General features: G+C 71.0%; 17 protein-coding genes. 5 read left to right on the top strand and 12 right to left on the bottom strand.

Annotated elements, in window-relative coordinates; translation table 11 throughout:
* Nucleotides 1–18: 18 nt before the first annotated feature.
* The 5 genes from ABZ570_RS16255 to ABZ570_RS16235 form a co-directional block, all read right to left on the bottom strand.
* Complete coding sequence (locus ABZ570_RS16255) at nucleotides 19–1,248, bottom strand: crosslink repair DNA glycosylase YcaQ family protein (protein WP_358063284.1); 1,230 nt, start codon at nucleotides 1,246–1,248, stop codon at nucleotides 19–21.
* Nucleotides 1,249–1,284: 36 nt separating this feature from the next.
* Nucleotides 1,285–2,595, bottom strand: a complete 1,311-nt coding sequence (locus ABZ570_RS16250) for a radical SAM protein (RefSeq protein WP_358063281.1) — start codon at nucleotides 2,593–2,595, stop codon at nucleotides 1,285–1,287.
* A complete protein-coding gene (locus ABZ570_RS16245) occupies nucleotides 2,592–3,215 on the bottom strand; it encodes a dTMP kinase (protein ID WP_358063278.1) in 624 nt (207 codons plus the stop codon). Before ABZ570_RS16245 ends, ABZ570_RS16250 begins: the two co-directional genes overlap by 4 nt.
* A gap of 193 nt (nucleotides 3,216–3,408) precedes the next feature.
* Nucleotides 3,409–5,202 carry a serine hydrolase gene (locus ABZ570_RS16240; protein ID WP_358063275.1) on the bottom strand — a complete coding sequence of 598 codons (1,794 nt, stop codon included), beginning with the start codon at nucleotides 5,200–5,202 and terminating at the stop codon, nucleotides 3,409–3,411.
* 10 nt (nucleotides 5,203–5,212) lie between these two features.
* Nucleotides 5,213–7,036, bottom strand: a complete 1,824-nt coding sequence (locus ABZ570_RS16235; RefSeq protein WP_358063272.1) for a glycoside hydrolase family 3 protein — start codon at nucleotides 7,034–7,036, stop codon at nucleotides 5,213–5,215.
* A gap of 117 nt (nucleotides 7,037–7,153) precedes the next feature.
* Between ABZ570_RS16235 and ABZ570_RS16230 the strand changes: the two genes are divergently transcribed.
* Entirely contained in the window at nucleotides 7,154–7,555 is a 402-nt protein-coding gene (locus ABZ570_RS16230; RefSeq protein ID WP_358063269.1) for a VOC family protein, read from the top strand.
* A 292-nt stretch (nucleotides 7,556–7,847) separates the two neighbouring features.
* Nucleotides 7,848–9,050, top strand: a complete 1,203-nt coding sequence (locus tag ABZ570_RS16225; RefSeq protein WP_358063266.1) for a Cmx/CmrA family chloramphenicol efflux MFS transporter — start codon at nucleotides 7,848–7,850, stop codon at nucleotides 9,048–9,050.
* Nucleotides 9,051–9,094: 44 nt separating this feature from the next.
* Here the strand turns inward: ABZ570_RS16225 and ABZ570_RS16220 are convergent, their stop codons facing one another.
* Entirely contained in the window at nucleotides 9,095–9,571 is a 477-nt protein-coding gene (locus ABZ570_RS16220) for an SRPBCC domain-containing protein (RefSeq protein ID WP_358063263.1), read from the bottom strand.
* A gap of 246 nt (nucleotides 9,572–9,817) precedes the next feature.
* On the opposite strand from ABZ570_RS16220, the gene ABZ570_RS16215 reads away from it, so the two are divergent.
* The gene (locus ABZ570_RS16215; protein WP_358063260.1) at nucleotides 9,818–10,228 is read left to right on the top strand and encodes a hypothetical protein; all 411 of its coding nucleotides are present in this window, start codon (nucleotides 9,818–9,820) and stop codon (nucleotides 10,226–10,228) included.
* Between the two features lie 96 nt (nucleotides 10,229–10,324).
* Here ABZ570_RS16215 and ABZ570_RS16210 read toward each other — a convergent pair whose 3' ends face one another.
* From ABZ570_RS16210 to ABZ570_RS16185, 6 genes are all read right to left on the bottom strand, one after another.
* Complete coding sequence (locus ABZ570_RS16210; protein WP_358063257.1) at nucleotides 10,325–10,795, bottom strand: DUF4190 domain-containing protein; 471 nt, start codon at nucleotides 10,793–10,795, stop codon at nucleotides 10,325–10,327.
* A complete protein-coding gene (locus ABZ570_RS16205; protein ID WP_358063254.1) occupies nucleotides 10,792–11,220 on the bottom strand; it encodes a hypothetical protein in 429 nt (142 codons plus the stop codon). The genes ABZ570_RS16210 and ABZ570_RS16205 overlap by 4 nt, the downstream gene beginning before the upstream one ends.
* A complete protein-coding gene (locus tag ABZ570_RS16200; RefSeq protein WP_358063250.1) occupies nucleotides 11,217–13,652 on the bottom strand; it encodes an AAA family ATPase in 2,436 nt (811 codons plus the stop codon). Before ABZ570_RS16200 ends, ABZ570_RS16205 begins: the two co-directional genes overlap by 4 nt.
* 118 nt (nucleotides 13,653–13,770) lie before the next feature.
* Nucleotides 13,771–14,631, bottom strand: a complete 861-nt coding sequence (locus ABZ570_RS16195) for an RNase H family protein (RefSeq protein WP_358063247.1) — start codon at nucleotides 14,629–14,631, stop codon at nucleotides 13,771–13,773.
* A gap of 106 nt (nucleotides 14,632–14,737) precedes the next feature.
* Nucleotides 14,738–15,670: a hypothetical protein gene (locus tag ABZ570_RS16190; RefSeq protein WP_358063244.1), complete on the bottom strand. Its 933-nt coding sequence runs from the start codon at nucleotides 15,668–15,670 to the stop codon at nucleotides 14,738–14,740.
* A gap of 82 nt (nucleotides 15,671–15,752) precedes the next feature.
* Entirely contained in the window at nucleotides 15,753–16,283 is a 531-nt protein-coding gene (locus ABZ570_RS16185) for a DUF4352 domain-containing protein (RefSeq protein WP_358063241.1), read from the bottom strand.
* Between the two features lie 609 nt (nucleotides 16,284–16,892).
* Between ABZ570_RS16185 and ABZ570_RS16180 the strand changes: the two genes are divergently transcribed.
* Together ABZ570_RS16180 and ABZ570_RS16175 are read left to right on the top strand one after the other, a co-directional pair.
* A complete protein-coding gene (locus tag ABZ570_RS16180) occupies nucleotides 16,893–18,644 on the top strand; it encodes a tetratricopeptide repeat protein (protein ID WP_358063238.1) in 1,752 nt (583 codons plus the stop codon).
* Between the two features lie 544 nt (nucleotides 18,645–19,188).
* Complete coding sequence (locus ABZ570_RS16175; protein ID WP_358063235.1) at nucleotides 19,189–21,102, top strand: N-6 DNA methylase; 1,914 nt, start codon at nucleotides 19,189–19,191, stop codon at nucleotides 21,100–21,102.
* Nucleotides 21,103–21,424 lie beyond the last annotated feature (322 nt).

Here is a 21,424-nt window from a genome sequence, read left to right as displayed (position 1 = left end):
TCAGCCTCGCGAGGACGGTCAGGGTGTCGTGGACGCTACCAGGCGTGCAGGTTGCCGGTCAGCGTACGAGTGGCGTGTCGCTCGGCTGTCATCGTCGTAGCCTTGGCGCAGTGCGGCGGTGACGCATTGGGCTGCGCGGCGGATACCTGCCCGGTCTGCTGGGCTTGTGTGGCCGCGGACGAGGGTGAGGCCGACGGCCCGGATGCGGGTGTCCCAGCTCCATGTGCCTACGACGCGGCCGGCGAGAACGATTGTGGGTAGGGCCTCGCCGATCTGGTTGAAGGCAACTCGCTGGTCGAGCATGCCCAGGTATCGGGTGCGTGTCTCCGCGTAGGCCTTGAGGGCGACATCCTCGTGGGCGAGCAGGACCGGTTCGGCCGTTGGCGGTTCCCCAGCGCTGACCTGCTCGAATTCCTTGAAGCGGTTGCAGAACATGTACAGCGGTGCTGGGGACCACGGGGTGTGCAGCGCGATGAGTGGCTGTCCGATCCGGTCGAGAGCCGCGAGCACCCCCGTGCGGGACAATCCAGACCACCAGGTGACGTCGCGCAGCGAGGCTGGGCCGTAGCGATCGAAGTACGCAGCGACGAGCCGCTCGGTGGCTGTTGCCCGGTCGAGGTTCATGTCGAGGTCGGGGTGGGCGGCGGCGGTGAGTGCGAACGTGCGAAGTTCCCGGTTCCAACTGGAACTCCGGTTGCGGTAGGTGAACAAGCCGCGCTCCCAGCCGAGCTTGAGGGCCAGGCGGACCGCGACAACGGTGGTGACGCCGGTAGCGAGGCGCTCCTCGATATGGCGCGGGGCGAGGCGACCGTGCTCGGCGAGCAGTGCTTGGACAGCCGCGGTGGTGCGTGCGACGAGCTGAGTGGACAGGCCAGCGTTGCGGACTTGCCGCAGGGCGTCGCGCTCTCGGTAGTGCAGGGTCGCCCCGTGCGCCGCCGCCGCCAGATCGAGCGGGAGAGTGTGAAGCGTCTTCCGCATGCACCGGACCGTGGTGACAAGCTGATGGGTGGCCGGGTGCCACAGGCGCAACGCAACCTCTGGCGTGCGGGCCCGCGCCAACACTGTGGCAAAAGGAGACGACAATCGGGCGGCATGCAGCCCCAGGGCGGCCTCGGCGATCTCCGCCACGGTGGCGTATCGGTCGGCGGACCCTACGCCTTGGCGGCGTAGCAGCCACTGCCAGAGTCGGCCGGCCTCCTGCGAGTCGAGGCGATGGGTGGCCATGACTGCCGGTGGCACCTCACGCACCCACCGAAGCTAACACGGGCCTGCCCGCACAGGGGGTCAGGCTTGCCGCCCCCAGCGCTGCTCGACGAAGTCGCGCAGTAGCTCGTACGATCGCTGGGTCTCTTCCCATTGCGCGTTGGTTCCCCACCAGTGCCGGTCGTTGTGGTGGATGTGGAACTTCACCCACTCGCCGTCCCAGCCGGGCTGCAGATGGGTGCCGCGTATGTTGTGGGCGGCGGCTTGGTCATACACCTGTGTCCCTGGCAACGGCACGAATCGGAACAGCGACACCCGGGACAGCGCTGGTTCCAGTTCAGTCAGCAAGGAAATGGTTTCCTCGGTGCTGGCCAGGGTTTCTCCCGGATAGCCGTGGATGACGAAAACCTTGGCGGCTATTCCTGCCTCAACAGTCGCATGGACTGCCCGGCGGATCTGCTCACGGGTGGTGTTCTTCCGCATTGCCTCGAGGAGGGTTTCGCTGCCGGACTCCATGCCGTACTTGATCTCGATGCACCCGGCAGCGGCCATCTTGGCCAGCAGTGGACCGTCAACGGTGTCGACGCGGGACAGCGCGGACCAGCGCAGGCCCAGGTCGGCGATGGAGTCGCAGATGCCGCCCACCTTGCGCTTGTTGACAACAAAGTTGTCATCCACGATCGCGAACCCCTGAATTCCGTATGCCTCGATGAGGTGGGTCAACTCGCGCCGGGCGCTGGCCCCGCTGCGGTACTGGATTCGCGTCTGGCCCGCCGCGCAGAAAGAACACGGGAAAGGGCACCCCCGGCTGAACATCACGTGTGCCATCCGCAAATCGGTGCCGGCCAGCCGGTCGGTGAGGATCAGATCGTCGGCTGGCAGCAGGGACCGGGCCGGCAGCGGCAACTGATCGATGTCGCGCAGCAGGGGTCGGACGGGCTCCCGCCGCACCTCGTCGCCATCGCGCCACAGCACACCCGCTACCCCGTCGAAGCGCCTGTCCGGTGCGCGGGAGAGCACCTCGAGGATGCTCTCCTCCGACTCGCCTATGGCGGCAACGTCGGCTCGGAAGTCCGTCAGACTCATCTCTGGGTAGAAGTTGCAGTGCACACCGCCGACCATGACCAGCGTGTCGGCTCGGATGTGAGCAGCATCGCGGGCCGCCAGCATCATCCCGTACGTTGCGGACGAGGCGAGCGAAAAGCCGACGGCATCGCAGTCGGACAGGTCGGGACCAGTGTCTTCCGGCGTGACTTTGACAACGCGCACGCTGTGCCCTGCCTCTTGCACGACGGCGGCCAAGTAGAGCACGCCAAATGGCGGGAACTCCTTGCGCCCCTCTCGGAAGCGCGCCATGTCATACACCTCTGGATAGAGCAGTCCGACGTTCACCGCCCACGCTCCTCGTGCTCAAGAATCAGCTCAACCAAGTCGTCGGCCACGGCCGCGGCCTCAGCTCTGCCCACTTCGTGTGCGATCGCTGTGCACCCACTGCGCCGCAGGTCCTCTACGACCGCCTCGTACGCGGCGCGCTCGCGGTCATTGGCCCGCGAGTCGGGTGTGTGGAAACGGCTGTAAAGACCGCGGGCCGTGGCCCTCGCGGCGCACACCTCTGGATCACCAAGTAAGACGACCGTCAGGCCAGCCGGCGGCAAACCCTTGTAGATCGCCCGCACCTGATCGAGCGCCACACTGTCGTAAGGATCCAACACCAGCGAAGACGCCAGATACCGGTCACAGACCACAATGGCGCCGTGAGCTATGGCCGGACGGACTACGGTGCGTTCGTGGTGGTAGCGATCAGCTGCCACCAGCAGGGTGAGTTCCAGCCCTCGAAAATCGGACGTCCCGCCACGGGCCAAGGTGCCGATCTTGGATGTGGACGGGGTCCGGGTGAGCAATGTTTGCCGACCGAGGCGCTGAAGCCTGTCGCACACGAGCCGAGCGACGGTGCTCTTGCCGACTCCGCTCTGGCCTTCGAGGGCGACGACGAACCCTGACCGGACACCCATGCACCAAGAGTCACTCCTTCAATACCCTTTGTGAAGGTGGCTCAGGGTTTCGAAGTGTCCATCAGCTGACAGTCCGGAGCGTTCCGGTCACGGCAGCTCGTGGCGGCCTGCTCTGGGTAGGCGGATGACGAGCGTGTCCACGGGAATGCCCAAGCGGCATTCCACATGCGGAGTTGGGCCGGGATCCCCGTTGTCAGTCGCGGGCGGGTGACCACCCGTCGGCGATGAGCCGGGAGGTGTCGCTGGCGTCCTCGTCGTGGAAGAGCATTCCGTCCCGGTCCGCCGCGACGATCCGGTCGACGTAGACCCCGCGGCCCTGGCCGGAGCCGTCGGTGGTGCTGCGCCACCGTAGGTGGCTCGCCTGGTCGGGCAGCTCGACGGTGACCTGCCACCAGACCCGGCCGCCGTAGCCGGTGACCGTGCCGTCGCTGCTCCACCTCCGGTCCCCGTGGTGCAGCAGCATCCGCCCCGGAGCCCAGGTGCGCCCTCCGTCGGTGGAGACCTCGAACCGGGCGGTGTCGAATCGGGGCTCGGTGTCGTACCAGAGGAGGAAGCTCGCCGTCCCGCCCCGCGCCGCCCGGCGCAGCGGTGCGGTGAGCGTGCTCGTCGCGAGGTCGCGCGGGTCGGCCCGCCAGGCCTCGCGCGACCGGGGGCGCACGGGCATCGCCTCGGCGAGGTCGCGCGCGACCGCGCGCCGGGCGACGTTGTTGCTGCCCCAGCCGCGGTCGGGGTGCACCCGGTTGCTGAGCAGGATGACGAACGAGTGGGAGAGCGGGTCGATGACGATGGACGTGCCGGTGAAGCCGGTGTGCCCGAACGCCACGGGCGAGGAGAGCCCCATCATGTACCAGTGCTTGTTCAGCTCGAAGCCGAGCCCGCGGCGGCTCTCCGGATCGGCTGACTCCAGCGGCGCGTTGTAGTTGACCAGCATCGCCCGCACGGTGTCGTCCCGCAGGATTCGTTGCCCGCGGTACGTGCCGCCGTTGAGTAGTGCCTGGCAGAGGACGGCCAGGTCCGCCGCGGTGGAGAAGACTCCGGCGTGCCCGGCGACACCGCCGAGCGACCAGGCGTTCTCGTCGTGCACCTCGCCCCAGACCATGCCGCGCCCGGCGTACGGCTGGTACTCCGTCGCGGCGATCCGCGACCGCCGCTCCGGTCCCGGGTTGTAGCCGGTGCCGGCCATGCCGAGCGGTGTGGTCACGCCGTCGCGGACCAGTTCGGCCAACGGCTGGCCGGTCACCCGCTCCACCAGTACGCCGAGTGTGATCAGGCCGAGGTCGGAGTAGACGTACCGGGTGCCGGGCGGCGCGCTGAGCGGCGTGGCGAGCGTGGCGGCGAACCGCTCGGCCGGTGTCGGGTACCTGCTCCACAGTGCCGTGAACGCGGGCAGACCCGAGGTGTGCGTGAGCAGCATGCGTACGGTGACCGCCTCCTTGCCGCCGGCCGCGAACTCCGGGACGTAGCGGGCGACCGGCGCGTCCAGGTCCACCCGCCCCCGCTCGACCTGCTGCATGGTGACGATCGTGGTGAACAGCTTCGACACCGACGCCAGGTCGAAGATCGTGTCGGGCCGCATCGGGAGTTGCTGGTCGGCGGGGAGTTCCACCCCGACCAGCCCGGGCGGCGGTCCGACGGCGGCGTACCGTACCGCCGTGCCCACGGCGGCGTGCTGCACGATCACACCGTCCTTGGCCGCCAGGACCACGGCACCCGCGTACGTGGGATGGCCGGGGTGGTCCGGGGTCGGCTGCAGGTATGCCGCCAGGTCGGCGGGGATGCGATCCACGTGGTCGGGGAGCAGGCCGACCTCGCCGGCGCTGCCTGGCCGCAGCGTGTCGTCACGGAACCGGATGTCGGCGGGGGTGACCGCCGGCGGTCCGGACTCGGCCGGGGGCGCGGCGGCGGCCACCCCGGTGGCCGGCAGTGCCGCGCACAGGAGGGCCACGGTCAGGCCGACCGCACCGGTGCGGACTTTCCTGCGCTGCATGCGTTGCCTCCTACCAGGTAAGGCCGTGGCCGTAGGGGTAGAGCAGCGTGCCCGCGCCGTCGGCCGTGGGGATCGTGACGGGCAGCCGCCCGCCGGGGGACAACTCGCCGTACAGCGCGCGGACGAGGGTGTCCATGGCCGCCCGGGTGTACGAGTAGGTCGCCAGGTAGGTGGTCACACCCGGCAGGTACGCGATGTCGTACGGGTCCCGGACAGCGACCACCACCACGGGCTTCCCGGTGTCGAGCAGTGCCGCGACGAGGCGCCGCTGGGTGCCGCGTGGGTCCGTGACGTCGGTGTCCCACGCCTTGTTCACGAGCACGACGGTGAGATCGTGCTCCGCTGCCTGGGCGGCCGTCGCGGCGATCAGCGCGTCGGACGGCAGGGTCGCGGGCCGGGCGGTCGTTCGGGCGCCGCGGGCGGTGAACCCGTCGGCGATCGTGGCGACGGGTGCGAAGGCGGCGCTGTTCCAGCCGGTGACCAGCACCGACCGGTCCGTTCGGGTCAGTGGCAGCAGCCCGACGTCGTTGCGGACCGCGGTGAGGGTCGCGTCGGTCACCCGGGTGACGGCGGCGAGGTGCTGGGGCGCCCCGACCGTCCGTACCGCCTCATCCACATCGACCTGCGACGACCGGGCCAGCCCCTGCCGGTACTTCATGGCGAGGATGCGCCGGACCGACTCGTCGATGCGCCGCTCGGTGAGCTCGCCGGTGGCGACGGCCCGCAGCACGGCGTCGCGCGCCAGCCGGAGGTCCGGCGGCATCAGAAGCTGGTCGGCGCCGGCTTTGAGCGCCAGCACGGGCACCCGGTCGTCGCCGTACTTCTTCCGCACCGCGGCCATGTTCAGCGCGTCGGTGACGATGACACCTCGGAAGCCGAGTTCACCGCGCAGCACGCCGGTGAGAATCGTCGGCGACAACGTCGCGGGATCGCCGGACGGGTCGAGCGCGGGCACCACGATGTGGGCGGTCATGATCGATTCGACGCCCGCGTCGATCGCCTGCCGGAACGGCGGTGCGTCGATGCTGTCCCACTCCGCCCGGCTGTGGTCGATCACCGGCAGGCCGGTGTGGCTGTCGTCCTCCGTGTCGCCGTGGCCCGGGAAGTGCTTCGCCACCGCGGTCACGCCGGCGCCGTCCTGGAACCCGGAGACCTGCGCGGCGGTCAGCTCGGCCACCAGGGTGGGGTCGGCGCCGAAGGACCGTACGCCGATCACCGGGTTGCCCGGGTTGACGTTGACGTCGGCGACCGGGGCGTACGGCTGGCGGATGCCGACCGCCCGCAGCTCGCGTCCGGTGATCTCCGCCGCGGTGTAGGCGGCTTCGGGCGACCGTGCGGCGCCCAGGGCCATCGACCCGGGGAACTGGGCGGCTGGGGCCGGCATTCGCAGCACCGCACCCTGTTCCTGGTCGGTGGAGATGAGCAGCGGTACGCGACCTTTCGCGCCGTCACCGAGGGCGGCTCGCTGGAGCCCGTTGGAGAGCGCGGCGATCTGGCGAGGGCTGTCCAGGTTGTGGGACCAGGAGAAGTAGCAGACGCCGCCGAGGTGATACCGGTCGATGACTTCGGCCGGCGTCTCGACGCCGAACGCGGCGCGGTTGGCGGCGCGGTCGGCGGCCGTGGGCTCGGTGGCGTCATCGCCGTAGACGTAGGTGGAGAAGAGTTGGCCGACCTTCTGCGCCAGCGTCATGTGCCGCAGTGTCGAGGTGACCCAGCCGTGCTCGCCGGAGGCGGGCGGACGCGTGGCGGCGGCGGAGGCCTGGACCGGGAGCGGCGCGATGGTGGCCGCCAAGGTGGCCAGGAGAGCGGTGGCGGTGACGAGTCGAGCCTTCATAGATGACGGCCTCTCTGTCCGAATGGCCGAAACTTAGCTACATGCCGCTTAATAGTCAAGAAGGTTGGTTACAGGAATGGGCTCGCGGTCTGCCTCGATCACCGGCATCCTGGCCGGATGGCTTCCTTCATCTCGCACACCAGCGTCGACTGCGCCGATGCGTACGCCCTGTCGTCCTGGTGGCGGGTCGTGCTGGACTACACCGAGGATCCGGACGACCCCAACGAGCCCGGCCACGAAGAGTGCATGATCATCTCTCCGGACGGGCGTCATCGGTTGCTGTTCATCGAGGTGCCGGAGCGCAAGCAGATCAAGAACCGGGTCCACTTCGACCTGCGCCCGCGAGAGGGCACGCGCGACGAGGAACTGGCCCGGCTGATCGGCCTCGGCGCCACCGAGGTCGACGATCGGCGAAACGCCGACGGGACGGGATGGGTGGTGCTGGCCGACCCGGAGGGCAACGAGTTCTGCATCCTCCGCAGCGAAGGCGAGCTTGCCGCTACGCGGACGGGCGGTTGATCCTCAGCGCGGCGTGGGTGGGACCGGGCACGGGGCAACGAGGTTGACGCCACGCGCCCGGGCCGGAATCCAGTTGCGTGATGACCGGTGGGCGTGAGTAGTGTTTGCGCCATGTCGAGCCCTGAGGCATCCAAGGTGGGGACTTTCGGTCACGCCGTCAGTCCCCTGAACCGCTGAGTTCCTAGCCCGCCTCCCAGCAGTCTTTGCTGCACGGGGCATGTGCGCGCACGCCTTGGGGCGCTGGCCGCGGTGACGAGACGTCTCCTCGTTCTCTCTCACCTCGGAGCTCTTGATGCCTCTCCCGCTGTACCTGCTTTCCGTGGCGGTCTTCGCCATGGGCACCTCGGAGTTCATGCTCGCCGGCCTGGTGCCGGACATCGCCACCAGCCTCGACGTGTCCGTCGGGGCCGCCGGGCTCCTGACCTCGGCGTTCGCTGTCGGGATGATCGTCGGCGCGCCGCTGATGGCGGCGCTTGCGCGCCGCTGGCCCGCCCGGGCCAGCCTGCTGGGCTTCGTGCTGGCTTTCGCCGTGGCCCACGTCGTGGGGGCCCTCACCGCGAGTTTCGCGGTTCTGCTTGTCACCCGGGTGATCGCCGCCCTGGCCAACGCGGGCTTCCTGGCGGTGGCGCTGAGCACGGCCGCCACGCTCGTCCCAACTGATCAGAAAGGACGCGCGCTGGCGGTGCTGCTCTCGGGCACGACGGTGGCCACCATCGCTGGAGTTCCCGGCGGTGCCGTACTCGGCACGCTGCTGAGCTGGCGGGCGACCTTCTGGGCGATCGCGCTGCTCTGCCTTCCCGCTGCCTTCGGGGTCGTGAAGGGCATCCCGGCCCGGCTCGGAAAGCACCCTCGGGGTACTCCGGCTGGCTCGTCTCTTCGGCACGAGATCGCCCAGCTCGCCATGCCCGGGCTGCTCCTGGTCATGCTGCTCGGTGCCCTGGTCAACGCTGCCACCTTCGCCACGTTCACCTTCCTGGCACCGATCGTGACCGGCACGGCCGGCCTGGGCAAGCTGTGGGTCTCGGTCGTGCTGGTGCTCTTCGGGGTCGGGTCCTTCGTCGGCGTCACCGTCGCGGGGCGGCTCTCCGATCAGCGTCCTGGCATCGTGATCGCAGTCGGTGGCCCGTTGCTGCTGCTCGGCTGGGTCGCGTTGGCGACCCTGGCTGCCCAGCCGGTGGCGCTTCTGCTCCTCGTGTTCGTGCAGGGCACGCTTTCCTTCGCGTTGGGCAGCACCCTGATCGCCAGGCTGCTCTACGCGGCAGCCGGCGCTCCCACCATGGGAGGGTCGTATGCGACTGCGGCGCTCAACATCGGTGCTGCTGGCGGCCCCGTCGTTGCCGCAGCGACCCTCGGCGCCGATGCTGGCGACCTCGGCCCGGTGTGGGTGAGCGGCCTCCTGGTCGCGGTCGCGTTGCTCATCGCCCTGCCGCTCCGGCGATTCATCACCCCCCACGCCGGTCAGGCGATCCGACGACCCACACGAACGCTCCGTTGAGCGTCGGAGGACGTCGACTGCTCGTCGAGCGCTGTCGAGCTGCGCTACGCGTGCGAGTTCAGCTCGCCGCCCTCGACGAGCCGGGCAAGGTTGGCCAACGCCATGCGCGTGCCGGTCTCGTTGTCGGCAGCCGGGATGCTGTCCGGGACGCCCTCGTGCACGACAAGCACCTCGGTGCCGCCGTCCACGTCAGTGAGCGTGGTGGTCATCGTCATGGTGCCGCGCAGCGCGGGGTCCTCGGTTTCGAACTCGAACGTCTCGACCACCTGCTCGTCCGGCACGAGCCGGAGGAAACGGCCGTGGTAGGTGTCGGTGTGGGACGTCGACTTGCCAACGCCGTCGCCCGTGTCGTAGGTGAGCGAGACGCGGAACGACCCGTTCTCGCGCGCGTCGAAGTGGTGGACGTGGCTGCTCATCCCGGCGGGAACCCGCCACCTGCTGATCGCGTCCGCGTCCACCAGCGCCCGATACACGGCCGCACGCGGAGCCTTGACATGCTGGGCGACGCGGGTCGAATACATGGGCCCAACATAGTTCGTGGTGCCCTCACCCGTAGGTCATCGGCTCCGGCACGGCCCCGGCCGTAGCTCGGGCCACCGTCCGTCTCAGCGCACACAGCGGATCGGCCAGCAGCGCCGAGAAGCCAGCACCGAGCACGATCTGCAAGCGCGCCCCTTCAGGGCCCTTCAGGGCCCTTCAGGGCCCTTCAGGGCCGAGAAGCTGACTTATCCGCAGGGCTCAATCGCCCACGGCGACCCCGCTGATCGATGGAGATCGCAGTGGGGTGCCCGGGCCGGGACACCGTCGCCCCCGTCGTGATCGCCTCGCCGGCGGGCCACGTCGAGCAACTGGTGCAGCGCTTCCCGCGACCGGCCGGCCGCGGCGGCGAGCGCCCCGAGCGGGTCGGCGTGCCCGCGATCGGTCAGGTCCTCGAAGACGGCCAGCAGGTCCGACTCGAAGCCGGCCGCGGTCGCGCCCCGGGCCTGGGCCAGCTCCGCCAGCCGGCCTTCGAGGTAGCGGGTTCCCGGACCTCGGGTGCCGCGTCGTCGGCCAGCCGGACGACGACCTCGTCCGGGCCGGTGATCCCGCCCGACCCGGCACCGGTGCGCCACCGGGCCGTGACCACGCAGCCCTCGTCCTCGCGGAACAGTTCGACGAATGGGCCGGGCCCGAGGTGATCGTGGTTCTCCTGGGACACGTGCTCCGTCCTCTCTGGTGCCTTTCTGGGCATTTGTTGCCTTGACGGCCGGCGTCCACGTGCTGTCGCGGCCCGGTCAGGGGGTCGGAGTCGCGGCGCCGAGGACACTGCCGAAGAAGACCATGACGGTGAAGGCGACCATCGGGCCGACGAAGACGTAGCCCAGGACGAGACCGGCGACCGCCATGCCGTGCCCGGACCGGGTGCCGTCCCGGGTCTCCCGCAGCGCGAGGTGGCCGAGGACGACGGCCAGGATGCAGGGCAGCCCGAACAAGCACCAGCCGCCGAGCACGCCGAGGATCCCGAGCACCAGCGACGCCGTCGCCATGCCCGACGTCAGCACCGGCCGGCTGACGACCCGCTGCACCACCTGCGGGTAGCCGCCGGGCTGATAGGGCACGGCCGACAGCGGCGGATACGGGCCGGGCGGCGCCGACATCGGCGGGTACGCCACCGACGGCACGGACACCGGCGGGTACGGCCCCGGGACGGCGGGGAGCGGCGGCTGCGGGCGGGTGGGCTCGAAGCCGGGCTGCGGGTAGGTCATCGGTCCGGTTCCGTTCTTCCGTCGAGTCTTCCGTCGAGCGTGGTGAGCAGCACACTCACCTCGGTGTGCAGGCGCCGCAGCTCGGCGGCGGTCGGCGCGAGCTCGTAACAGTGGTGGTGCGCGGCGGCCGACAGGGCCGCCCAGGCGAACGCGACCCGGCGGGCCACCCCGGTGCCCGGCCCGAGCCGGCCGCGCAGCATCAGCTGCTTCGCCCGGCCCTGCCGGCACGCGGCCACCGTCGGCTTGACCCGCCGCCAGTAGGCGTCGACGCCGCCCTCGAGCGCGAGCCGGATCAGGCAGGCGCAGGCCCGCGGCCAACACCCGGCGCTGACCGCGGCCGTGCCGAGCGGGCCGGCGCCGCGCAGCAGCTGGTCGGCCGCGGCCAGGCAGCGCCGGGGCGTTGGCGGGGTCACCCGGGCGGTCACGACAGGGCCTCCGCGAGGTGGCGGGCGTCCGCGACCAGGCCCGGCAGGTCCGCCAGGTACGCCCCGTGCACGCCCTCCCGGCACGCCTGGTACGCATCCACCGCCCGTCGCCCGTGCCGGCGGCCCAGGTAACCGAGCACGTCGCCGCCCCGGTCGGCGTCGTCGAACATCGCCAATGCGACCGTGGTGGTGAGCCGCCGGGACGCGGCCACGACGGCCGCCTCGATGTCGTCGTGCGGCACACCCCGGGCCACCCGCCGCCGCCACACGATCCGGTGGCAGGCCGCCTCGATCGCCGAGCGGCACAGCTCCGCCACCACCGGCCCGCGCACCTCGGCGGCGATCTCCTCGTTGCGCGCCAGCGCGTACGCGTCGTCCAGGTAGCGGGTCACCGGGTCGGAACCCGGCCGCAGGGTCACCACCGACCGCTCGGCGCGGGTCACCGCCACGATCCGGGCGGCACCGAGGTCGAGCCGACCGAGCGCGTCCGGCAGCCGGGTGTCGTGGGTGAACACCACCACCTGCCGCCGCTCGGCCAGCTCGGCGAGCACCCGCGCCAGCCCGTCCACCTTGGCCGGGTCCATGCTCTGCACCGGGTCGTCGACCACGATGAACCGGAACGGACTCTCCGGCGCGCAGCCACGCGGCAGGAACGTCGCCAGCCCCAGGGCGTGCATCTCACCCTGGCTCATCACCCCGAGCGCCGTACCGTTGTCGGCGCCGTCCACACTGACCGGGATCACCACCCGCCGCCGGGTATTCGCACCCTCCAGGGTCATCGCGCCCAGCTCGACGTTGCTCTCCTGGCGCAGCTGCGCCCAGATCCGCTGCGAGTGCTCCGCGAACGGCGCCACCCGCTCGTTGCGCAGCTCCGCCCCGGTCGCCCGCAACCACGCCCGCGCCGCCTTCACCCGGGCCAGGGCGCGTTCCCGCTCCGGCAGCGTCCCGGCCGCCGCGACCCAGGCCCACAGCTCACCGGCCGCCGCCTGCCAGCCGGTGTCACGCTCCCGGAGCAGATCCTTCGCGTACGCCTGCGCGGCCCGCGCCGCCGCCAGCACCGCCGGGTACCGCGCGGTCAGGTGGTCGGCCAGCTCCTCCGGCCCGCCCGGCGCCAGCCGCAGCGCCGCCGCGGCGGCGTGCAGGCCGTCGACCGGCACCCCGGCGGTGGTGCCGTCGGGCACCGCCAGGTCGTCGATCAGGTAGTGGGCCCGCTGCAGCAGCGCGGTCAGCCGGGCGGCGGCGGCCTGCGCGGCGAGCGTACGGTCACGCAGCTCCGCCAGGGACGCGGTGGCGGTGGCCCGCCAGTCGCCGTCGAGGCGGCCCGCCGTGCAGACCGGGCACGGCCCGTCACCCCGGTCGTCGTGGTGCTCAATGGCCAGCCGCAGCAGCTCGGCGCTGCGCAGCGACGCCCGCGACCGGCCGCCGTCGTGCCGGCGCGCCTCGCCGGCGGCCTCCCGCAGCTGCCCGGCGAGACTCGTCACCTCGTCGGCGTCGGGCAGCTGCATCGCCACCAGCCGCCGGCACAGCAGCACCGCCTCGTCGGCGGTCGACTCGTCCGGCTCGTCGAGGATCGCCGCCAGCGCCGCCAGGTCCGGACGCTTGTTGTTCAGCAGGTCCGCCGCCCGCCGCGCCCGGTCGTCGTCGATCCCGCTGAACGCGTCGGCCAGGGCGGCGCGCTGGGCGCGTACCTCCTTGATGGCCGCGTCGACGGGCCGCGCGGCGGCCATCAGCCGCCGGTCGGCGTCGGTGATCGCCTCCAGGCCGAGGATCGCGGAGATCGCGTCGAAGAGCTGGCTCTGCGTGCCGGCGGTCAGCCGGCCCAGCTCGGCGGCGGTGAGGAACGGCCGGTACAGCTCCAGCGGCCGGACCAACCCCAGCTCGGCGAGGTCCTTGTGGCTGCCGTGCGCGCTGGTGACACTCATTTCGGCCTCGCCCAGCTCCGCCCCGGCCGGCCACGAGCGGACCACCCGGGTCGGTGTGGCGACCCCGTCGACCCGCAGCTCGACCGCGATCCGGCACGGGTCACCGGCGTGCAGGTTGCGCCACCCGGTCCGCCACACGCTGTTCCGGTCGGCCCAGCGAGCGCTGTCCCCGGTCAAGGCCAGCTCCACCGCCTCGGCGAAGCTGGACTTGCCGGAGCCGTTGCGGCCGACCACCACCGTCAGCCCCGGGCCGGGCTCGACGGCGAGGGTGCGCTCCGGGCCGACGCCGCGGAACCCGGCGACGGTGACCGAGGAGAGCCAGATCGCCTCCCGCGGCTCGTCCGCCGCGGTGCGCTGCGGCGCGAGGACGGTCGGCACGCCAGCGAGCGCCGCGGTCAGGTCGGCCTCCCCGCTGAGCGCGGCGAGGACCACCTCGGCGGTGTCATCGGGTACGCGGTCGGCGGCGAGCCGATCGAAGATCAGCTCGACCAAGGGTTCGGTGCGGTTCATCAGGACCTCCGCGGAATGCGGGTGGGGAGGGCGTGCCTTGCCGGCGGTCCCGGCTCGCGCCGGTCCGCTGGCGGGTGCTACGTGTGCTGTGGAGCTGATGTCGTGGACGGATCGGCGGTCAGACCGCCAGCGCGCCGTGCCAGTCGCGCAGGAACGCCTCGACCAGCTCGTGTGCCCGGGCGTGCACGTCGAACGGCTCCTCGACCCGGCGGCGCGCCATGTGCGCCAGGCTGTCGGCCGCCTCGTTCAGCGGATGGTGGGCATGCGCCTTGACGTGCGCGAACGCCAGGTCCGGGCGCCGCGCGACCAGCTCGGCGAGCCGGACCAGCGTGGGCTGCAGACCCGCGTGCCGGGGGCGCAGGTCGTAGCCGGCGGGCATCGCCCCGGTCTCGCCGCCCTGCCAGCGGTGCAGGTAGTTCAGGGCCGGCAGGCTGTCCACCAGCACCGCCATGCCGGCCGGTGGCGTGTCATACGCGGTGAGCAGGAACTCGACCGCCCGCAGCTCGCTGACCAGCACCCGCGCACAGCCGGTCGGGTCGACCCGGCCGGGATGGCGGCTGCGCAGGCCGTAGTGGCCGTCGCTGGCGACGTACCCGATGCCACCGGCGCGGCCCTTCCAGCTGGCGTCAGTCGCGGCGGTCAGCCGTGCGGATGTGTCCGCCCACCGGCGGACCTGGCCGCGGCCCGGCTGGTGCTGCGGCCAGTCGGGGTGGGTCGGTCCGCCCGCCGATACGGCGGCCAGGTCGGTGCGGCAGGCGAGGTGGTGCCGGGCGGCGAGCTGCTCGGCGGTGTCGAGCAGCTGCGCCGCCGAGCCGAGCTCGTCGTAGTGCGCGGCGGTCAGCGCGAGCCGAACCGCGTCGCCGACGGCGGTGCAGCTTTCGCAGCGCCGAGGCTTCACGTCGTTGCGCAGGGCGAGGGCGCGGTCGTGCAGGGGAGCGGGGAGCCGCTCCAGGGCGCGGTGGAACTCATCGGGACGCACAACGCCTCCTGACGTCTCGTAACCGGAGAAGGGGTGAGCGGGTACCCGGCGCGGTGGCGCGCCTGGTGAGCCACGGCGCCGCTGTGCAGCTGATATCGCAAACGGATCAGGCGGGGGCGATGGTCCAGTTGCCATCCGCGGTGATCTGCACGAGCGCGGGCGCCGACAGCGGGCGTACGCCCGAGTACCCGCCGATCTCGTTGACCAGCAGGCCGCCCTCGCCCGTCTCGAGCGAGTAGGCGTAGACGACGAAGTTGGAGCTGCCCCGACGATGGGTGATCTTGGCGGCGGTGGCGTCGCCACCGAGCACCAGCACGTCATCGCCCTTGCCCGAAGCCTTTCCGGTCGGGAACTTGCTGGCCATCTGGGCGACGGTGCCGATGGTCAGCGTCCACGATCCGCTCGCTTCGATCTCGAACTGCGTGGTCAGCGAACCATCTTCCAGGTTGATCCACCGCTTGCCGCTGTACGAGCCGATCTCGTTGACCAGCAGGCCGTCACCGTCGCTCTTCAGCACCGTGTTGCTCGTGCACTTGCAGGTGAACTTCACGACGGCCAGGTCGGCCAGCTCGGGGATCCGCACCAGATCGTCGCCGCGTCCCTTGATCACCTTCGGCTTCGGGGTGGGTGCGGCGGTGGTGGGTGCCGGTTCCGTCGTCGCAGGGGCAGCCGACGTGGGCGCGGCACTGGTCGGCGCGGCGGTCGTGGGCGCGGCGGTGGTGGGCGCGGCACTGCTCGGGCTGGCCGACGTGGCGGCGATGGACTTCGGCTTTTCGTCGTCGGCCCCGTTGAGCGCGCCGATGACCGCGCCGCCGCAGCAGATAGCGAGGACGAGGGCGGTGCCGCCAACGATCAAAGCTCGGGCGTTGGAGCGCTTGGCGGGAGCGGCCGGGCTGGGCGGGCCGGCGAGCGTGGCGCCCTGGAACTGGCCGGCGGGCGGGGGAGCGCCGGCACCAGGCGGGATCGGCGGCGGCTGCTGCGATAGACCGGCCTGGTGGGCGGGCTGGTCGGGAGGCGTCGGGCTGGTCGGATCGGTCATGACGGTCTCCTCGGTGAACAGGAATTTGGGGACGGGGAAAGGCGGGGCGGGCGGTGGTGCCCGCCCCGGGTCGAGTGGCTGATCAGGTGAGGGAGACCTCGACGCCGCCGGAGAACGGCGAGTCGTGCAGCTCGAGCTTGGCGAGCTTGACCTTCTTCGGGATGTCGAAGACCAGCACCCCGGTCACCTCGTTGCCCGGGTTGATCTCGTTGAACAGGGTCTGCTGGTCCTTGTTGGCGTAGATCGCCGCCCCAGAGTCGGTCGAGTACTCGGTGCCGTCCGCGGCGTACGCCTTCTGGTTGCTGTCGGAGAGCGTCTGCGGCTCCTTGCCGATGTTCTTCACCTTGACCGTGACCAGGCAGAACTGGCCCTGCGCCTTCTCGCCCAGCATGTCGTTGCCGATCTTGGCGACGCCGCACTTGGACGACTTCACCGTGAACTCGAACTTCCCGTCCCGGGCCGGCTGGCCGATCTTCGCGGTCTTCGGCTTGTCGTCGCCCTTGGCGCCGCCGGCGTCGGCCTTGCTGCCGGTGCCCTCGTCGGTGCTGCCGGCGCCGCAGCCCAGCGCGACGAGGCCGGTGGCGATCAGGGCGAGGGTCGTGGTCTTGCGCATCGTTTTCCTCCAACTGTGAACTTGGCGGGGTCAATGAGAGCACCATCAGAGAACGCTGTCAACAAGCATGATGCTTGACGAATGTGACACACTACAAAAGTGCAGGAGACGCCGGCTATGACCGCGGCGGAGGTCGCCCGGCTCAACGGCACGGAAGTACTTGGGGCACGGGCCGACGAGCGGCTCGGCCAGGAGATCGGGCTCGCTACCGGGGACGTCGTGGTGCCGATGAACGCCCGGCAGTTCACCGCCCCAGGTCGTCACGTCGGCATGACCCTTGGTTGGGGTGGTGGGGCCGGGGGGTGGCGAGGCAGGCGAGGCGGCAGTGCCGCCGAAGCCCATGTCGGTGCCGACAACAAGAGGGGGAGACGGTCGACAAGTGACTGGCAACTGACAGTGTCCGCTCGGGTGCGGATGGGACATTGCATGGCAGGAACTCCTGAGGGAGGCGTCCATGCCGGCAGATTCCTGGCACTCTCACCTGACGCCCGCTCACCGGTGCGCCCCGCGTACCGAGCAGCCGCGACCCGACCCGGGCACGCCGCTGGTGCTCGGCCTCGCGGCCCTGCCTACCAGGGACCGCTGCGCAGACAGCCTGTCCGGGCCTACGTGGTGACCATGGGGGCCTCAGCTCAGCAGGCGATTCAGGCGGCCTACGCGCTGTTGGCGACCTGTCGGCGCCCCCAGGTGAGCCGGTCGCCAGAAATCTGGGCGCCGCGGCTCGCACAGGCGGTGGAGCTGGCGCGAAGCGTCGGCGCGCAGCAGCATCAGCAGGAGCCACTGACGCTGCTGCTCCGCATTCTGGCGACCCGGAGATCGATGTCGGGCTCGCCGAGCGAACCCGACGTGACCGCACCCTGTTTGTTCACGATCATCGAGGTGCTGGGCGATCAGGACGTACCAAGCACCCTGGACGCCGAGGTGGCGGCCGAACTCACGTCGACGGCTCGTCATCTGGGGGATGGTGCCCTCACTGACGTCGACCCCGCCTACGTCGCCGCGATGGGTCTCATCGCCGTCAAGCTCTCCGACGTGAATAATGCGCCCCTGGTTGCGCAGTTGGTTCACATCGTTCGGCGCTGGGACCAGACGCGGCGCGAGGCGCATTGGACGGGGTGTGTCACTCTCCTCACCCTGCACGGCCAGACGTTGGCAGCCTCCGGGCGACCCGATGAGGCGATCCCGGTGCTGGAGGAAGCCGTCGGAGTGCTCCGGCCGCGGGTGAGGATGTGGAGCGAGGACCCCGGTGACCTGCTCGCCCTTGCCATCAGAGAGCTGGCAGAAGCCTACCGACTGGTTGGGCGGCACTCAGCGGCAGAGGATCTGCTGTCCGGGCCGGGTTCAGAGGGTCTGTCGGAGGCGATGAAGGCCTTCGGGCCGACGACGCCAGAGGAGCTTGGGAACCGGGCCGATGATCTGATGGCCCGTGCCGAAGACGTACTTCGGCGAGGCGAGGCGGCCCAGGCCGCCGACCTGGCGGGTGACGCATTGCGGGCCCGCTACCAGTCTCGAGATGCGCGGCGCATACAGCAGGGCCACTACCGGTACGCGGATTTCCTTGTTCGTCACGAGCCGTTCGCCCCAGCCGTGCTGGCACACCTGGTCGCGTCGTGTGTGCTCGCCGGACTGCTGGACGAGCCGGTCAGGATCTCCGCCGTCGGCGCGGCATTGAAGTGGCAGGCAGGGTGGCACGACATTGGCACGGTGAAGCGCCTGAGCGAACGGGTCGACGGCCTCGCCGGTGTGCGGTTCGGCCAGATCATGGCGGAAATCCAGCTGAGCCAGCAGGTTCTGAATCAGGTACTTCGGATGGCGGTGCAGTCTGAACGGGACGCGCTTGAGGAGTTCGCGGGGTACCGGGTGATGTGGGACCCGGTGTTGGCGGCGATCATGCTGGCTCGGCAGGGGGACGCGGAAATGGCGTCCCGCGTGCGCGAGTATCTCCGGCGGTACGAGGGGACCGTCAACTGGCGCGCCCTGGCTGCGGGTCTTGCCCTCGTGCTCGACGATCGGGAAGACGACGCGTGGAACTGCGGACTCGACGGAATCGACGAGGTCTTGCTGGGCCGCTGTGTGAACGTGGTACATCGGCGGATCCACATCCCCTCTCAGCTGGCTGTCGCCATGCCGATCGCCGGCGTGTTCGGTCTGGTCTTCCGCGCGATGAAGGGTTCGCTGGAGCGGCCGGAGGATCTCGCTCCACGTCTCGCGCAGATCGAGATGTCCGGCCAGTGGGAGGGATTGGTTCCCCTGCTGCTGCGCCTTGTGGACGGTGAACGGGACCGTCGAATGGCGGTGTCCACGCCGTCACACGTCCGATCGGTCATCGACATGCTGCTCGATGCCGCAGCCCTGTCGTAGCCCGCAGTGCGGCGGCTTCCCTGCTAATTACCGCGCCGTCCGGTCCGGCCGTGCCGGATCGCCGCCGCCTTGCTGCGCCACGCGATGGAGCGGAGCAGAACGAGCGCGGCAGCGAGCTTGCGCCGTTGCGGTTCGCAGGTCCCGTACGGTAGGCGCGCGATAAGTGCGCGCGCTTCCCGTACCAGCTCCCACGCGGCCGATTCTCGGCCAGCCCGCATGGCCTCCAGAAGTCTCGTCAGGTCGGCGTCCAGGCGAGAGCGGATCTCGCCCTCATTGGTGGGCAGCGGCCTACGCGCGGCCGGGTTGCCCAGCGGACTGCGGGTAGGGCGTAGGTCCCACGTCAGTCCGCCGGACGTCAGGCGAACACGCCGCGATTTCATGGCGTTCCTTTCAAGTCATAGGTAGCGGATCGGGCCGCACGTTGGTTGCCCGATGCGGCGAAGGCGCGCCGTTGCGGCATCTGCGCTGGCTGGCATCAATGAGAACGCCGTCCGACAGCGCCGTCAACAAACATCATGCTTGACAGGTGTGACACACTGCGAAGGTGCAGGAGACACCGACCATCACGGCGGCGGAGATCGCCCGGCTTGCCGGGGTCGGTCGCGCCGCGGTCAGCAACTGGCGCAAGCGACACGTCGACTTCCCCGCCCCGGTGGGCGGCACCGCGGTCAGCCCGGAGTTCGACCTGACCCAGGTCGAGCAGTGGCTCCGTGCCCAGGGCAAGCTCCCCGAGCTGGCCACCGCCGAGCGGCTGTGGCGCCGCCTCGCCGCGGCCAGCGAATCCCCGGCCGCCGGCCTCGCCGTCGTCGGCGCACTGCTGCTGGCCCGGCAACGCGGCCAACGCCCCCGCCGACCAGCCGACCCGCACCTGAAACCGCTACTGCCCGACATCGACGCGCTCGTCGACGAACTCGGCCCGCAGGGCGCCTTCGACGAGCTGTGGCAACGCTTCTCCGCACCCGGCCCGGGCCGCCCGTTCGCCACCCCCGACGACCTCGCCGACCTCATGGTCGGGATCGCCGGCGTCGGCGGCGGCTCCGTCCTCGACCCGGCCACCGGCTCCGGCGCAATCCTGCGGGCCGCCGTCCGCGCCGGCTGCACCTCGGCGTACGGGCAGGAGCTCGACGAGGACCTCGCCCGACTCGCCGGGCTGTGGCTCGCCCTACGCGAGGTGCAGGGGGAGGTCAGCACCGGCGACTCGCTGCGCGCCGACGCGTTCCCCGGCCGCACCTTCGACGCCGTCGTCTGCCACCCACCGTTCGGCGCCACGAATTGGGGCGACGACGAACTCGGGCAGGACCCACGCTGGATCGTCGGCACCACCCCCCGTACCGAGCCGGAACTCGCCTGGGCCCAGCACGCCCTGGCCCACCTGCGGATCGGCGGGCACGCCGTACTGCTGATGCCGCCCACCGTGGCCAGCCGCCGCGCCGGCCGACGCATCCGCGCCGAGCTGCTGCGCCGCGGAGCCCTGCGCGCGGTCATCGCGCTCCCACCCGGGGCAGCCGCGCCGCACGGCGTACCGCTGCACCTGTGGGTGCTGCGCCGGTCCGCGGCCGACGCGCCGCCACCGGCGCGGGCGCTGCTGGTCGACGCCGCCGGCGGCGACCTCGCCGAGACCTATACGCGCGTCCTCGCGGTCTGGCGAGACTTCACCGCCACCCCTGACGGCGAAATCGAGGAGGCCGGCTTCGCCCGCGCGGTCCCGGTGATCGAGCTACTCGACGAGGAGGTCGACCTCACCCCCGCGCGCCGCCAACCCGCCGTCGAGGGGAAGGCGACCGGAGAGCATCTGGTACGCACCAGAGAGCGGCTGGCCGCCATCGTCGCTGATCTGCCGGCGCTGATGCCGCAGGTCGCGCCCGCGCCCGAGGGGCCGGACGGGGCGTTCCTGTCGGTGGGTGAGCTGGCCCGGGCCGGCGCGCTGCAACTGATCGGCCCGATCCGCGCCGGGTCAGCCGAGGGCGGCGAGTCGTCAGCGGGCGGGCCGCCGGTACTGACCGTGCAGGACGTGCTGAGCGGCGAGGCACCATCCAGCCGGGACGACGGCCGGCTCGGGCAGGAGATTCGGCTCGCGGTCGGGGACGTGGTGGTGCCGATGATCGCCCGGCAGCTCACCGCCCGGGTGGTGACGACCGAGGGGGTGCTGCTCGGGCGCAACCTCTATCTGCTGCGGCCCAACCCAGCGGCGCTGGACTCATGGTTCCTCGCCGGGCAGCTGCGGACGTCGGCGAACGAGAAGCAGGCGTCGAGCCTGTCCGGGACGCTGCGCTTCGACATCCGGCGCGCGCAGGTGCGGCGGCTCTCGCTCGACGAGCAGCGGGCGCACGGTGAGGCGTTTCGGCGGCTGGACAGGTTTGAGTCGGCTATCCGACAGACCGCAGCGCTCGCGGCGGAGCTCGTCCAACTGGCAGCCGACGGGCTGGCCCGCGGCGTAGTGAGTCCAAAGAGCAGCTGAGTACGCGGCTTCTGCCTGCACCCTAAAGCCGGATCGTTGCCGTTTTGGCAGGAGAACCCCTGGTCCGTGCCTATTGCGCCGACAGGGATGCTGGGTTTCTCCGTCCTTGGGACGTAGTCCAGGGGTGACTCGCACGTGGACTGAGCTCCCGGCTTTCCCTGCCGAGCGACTGACGTTCCGGTTGATCAATTCCTCCAACCGGACGACTGCAGCCCGGCATCTGACGGGCCATACTCCACGGACGGGATCGCGAGGAGCGCTCAGAAAGTGGGGTACAGAGCGGGTCCAGTGCACGGGACCGTGCCGCCCGAGTGGGTGGCCG

The sequence above is a fragment of the Micromonospora sp. NPDC007271 genome, assembly GCF_040634005.1.
Lineage (GTDB): Bacteria > Actinomycetota > Actinomycetes > Mycobacteriales > Micromonosporaceae > Micromonospora.
The sequence above is the reverse complement of the archived record's forward strand: the minus strand, read 5'-3'. Positions and strand labels throughout refer to the sequence as shown.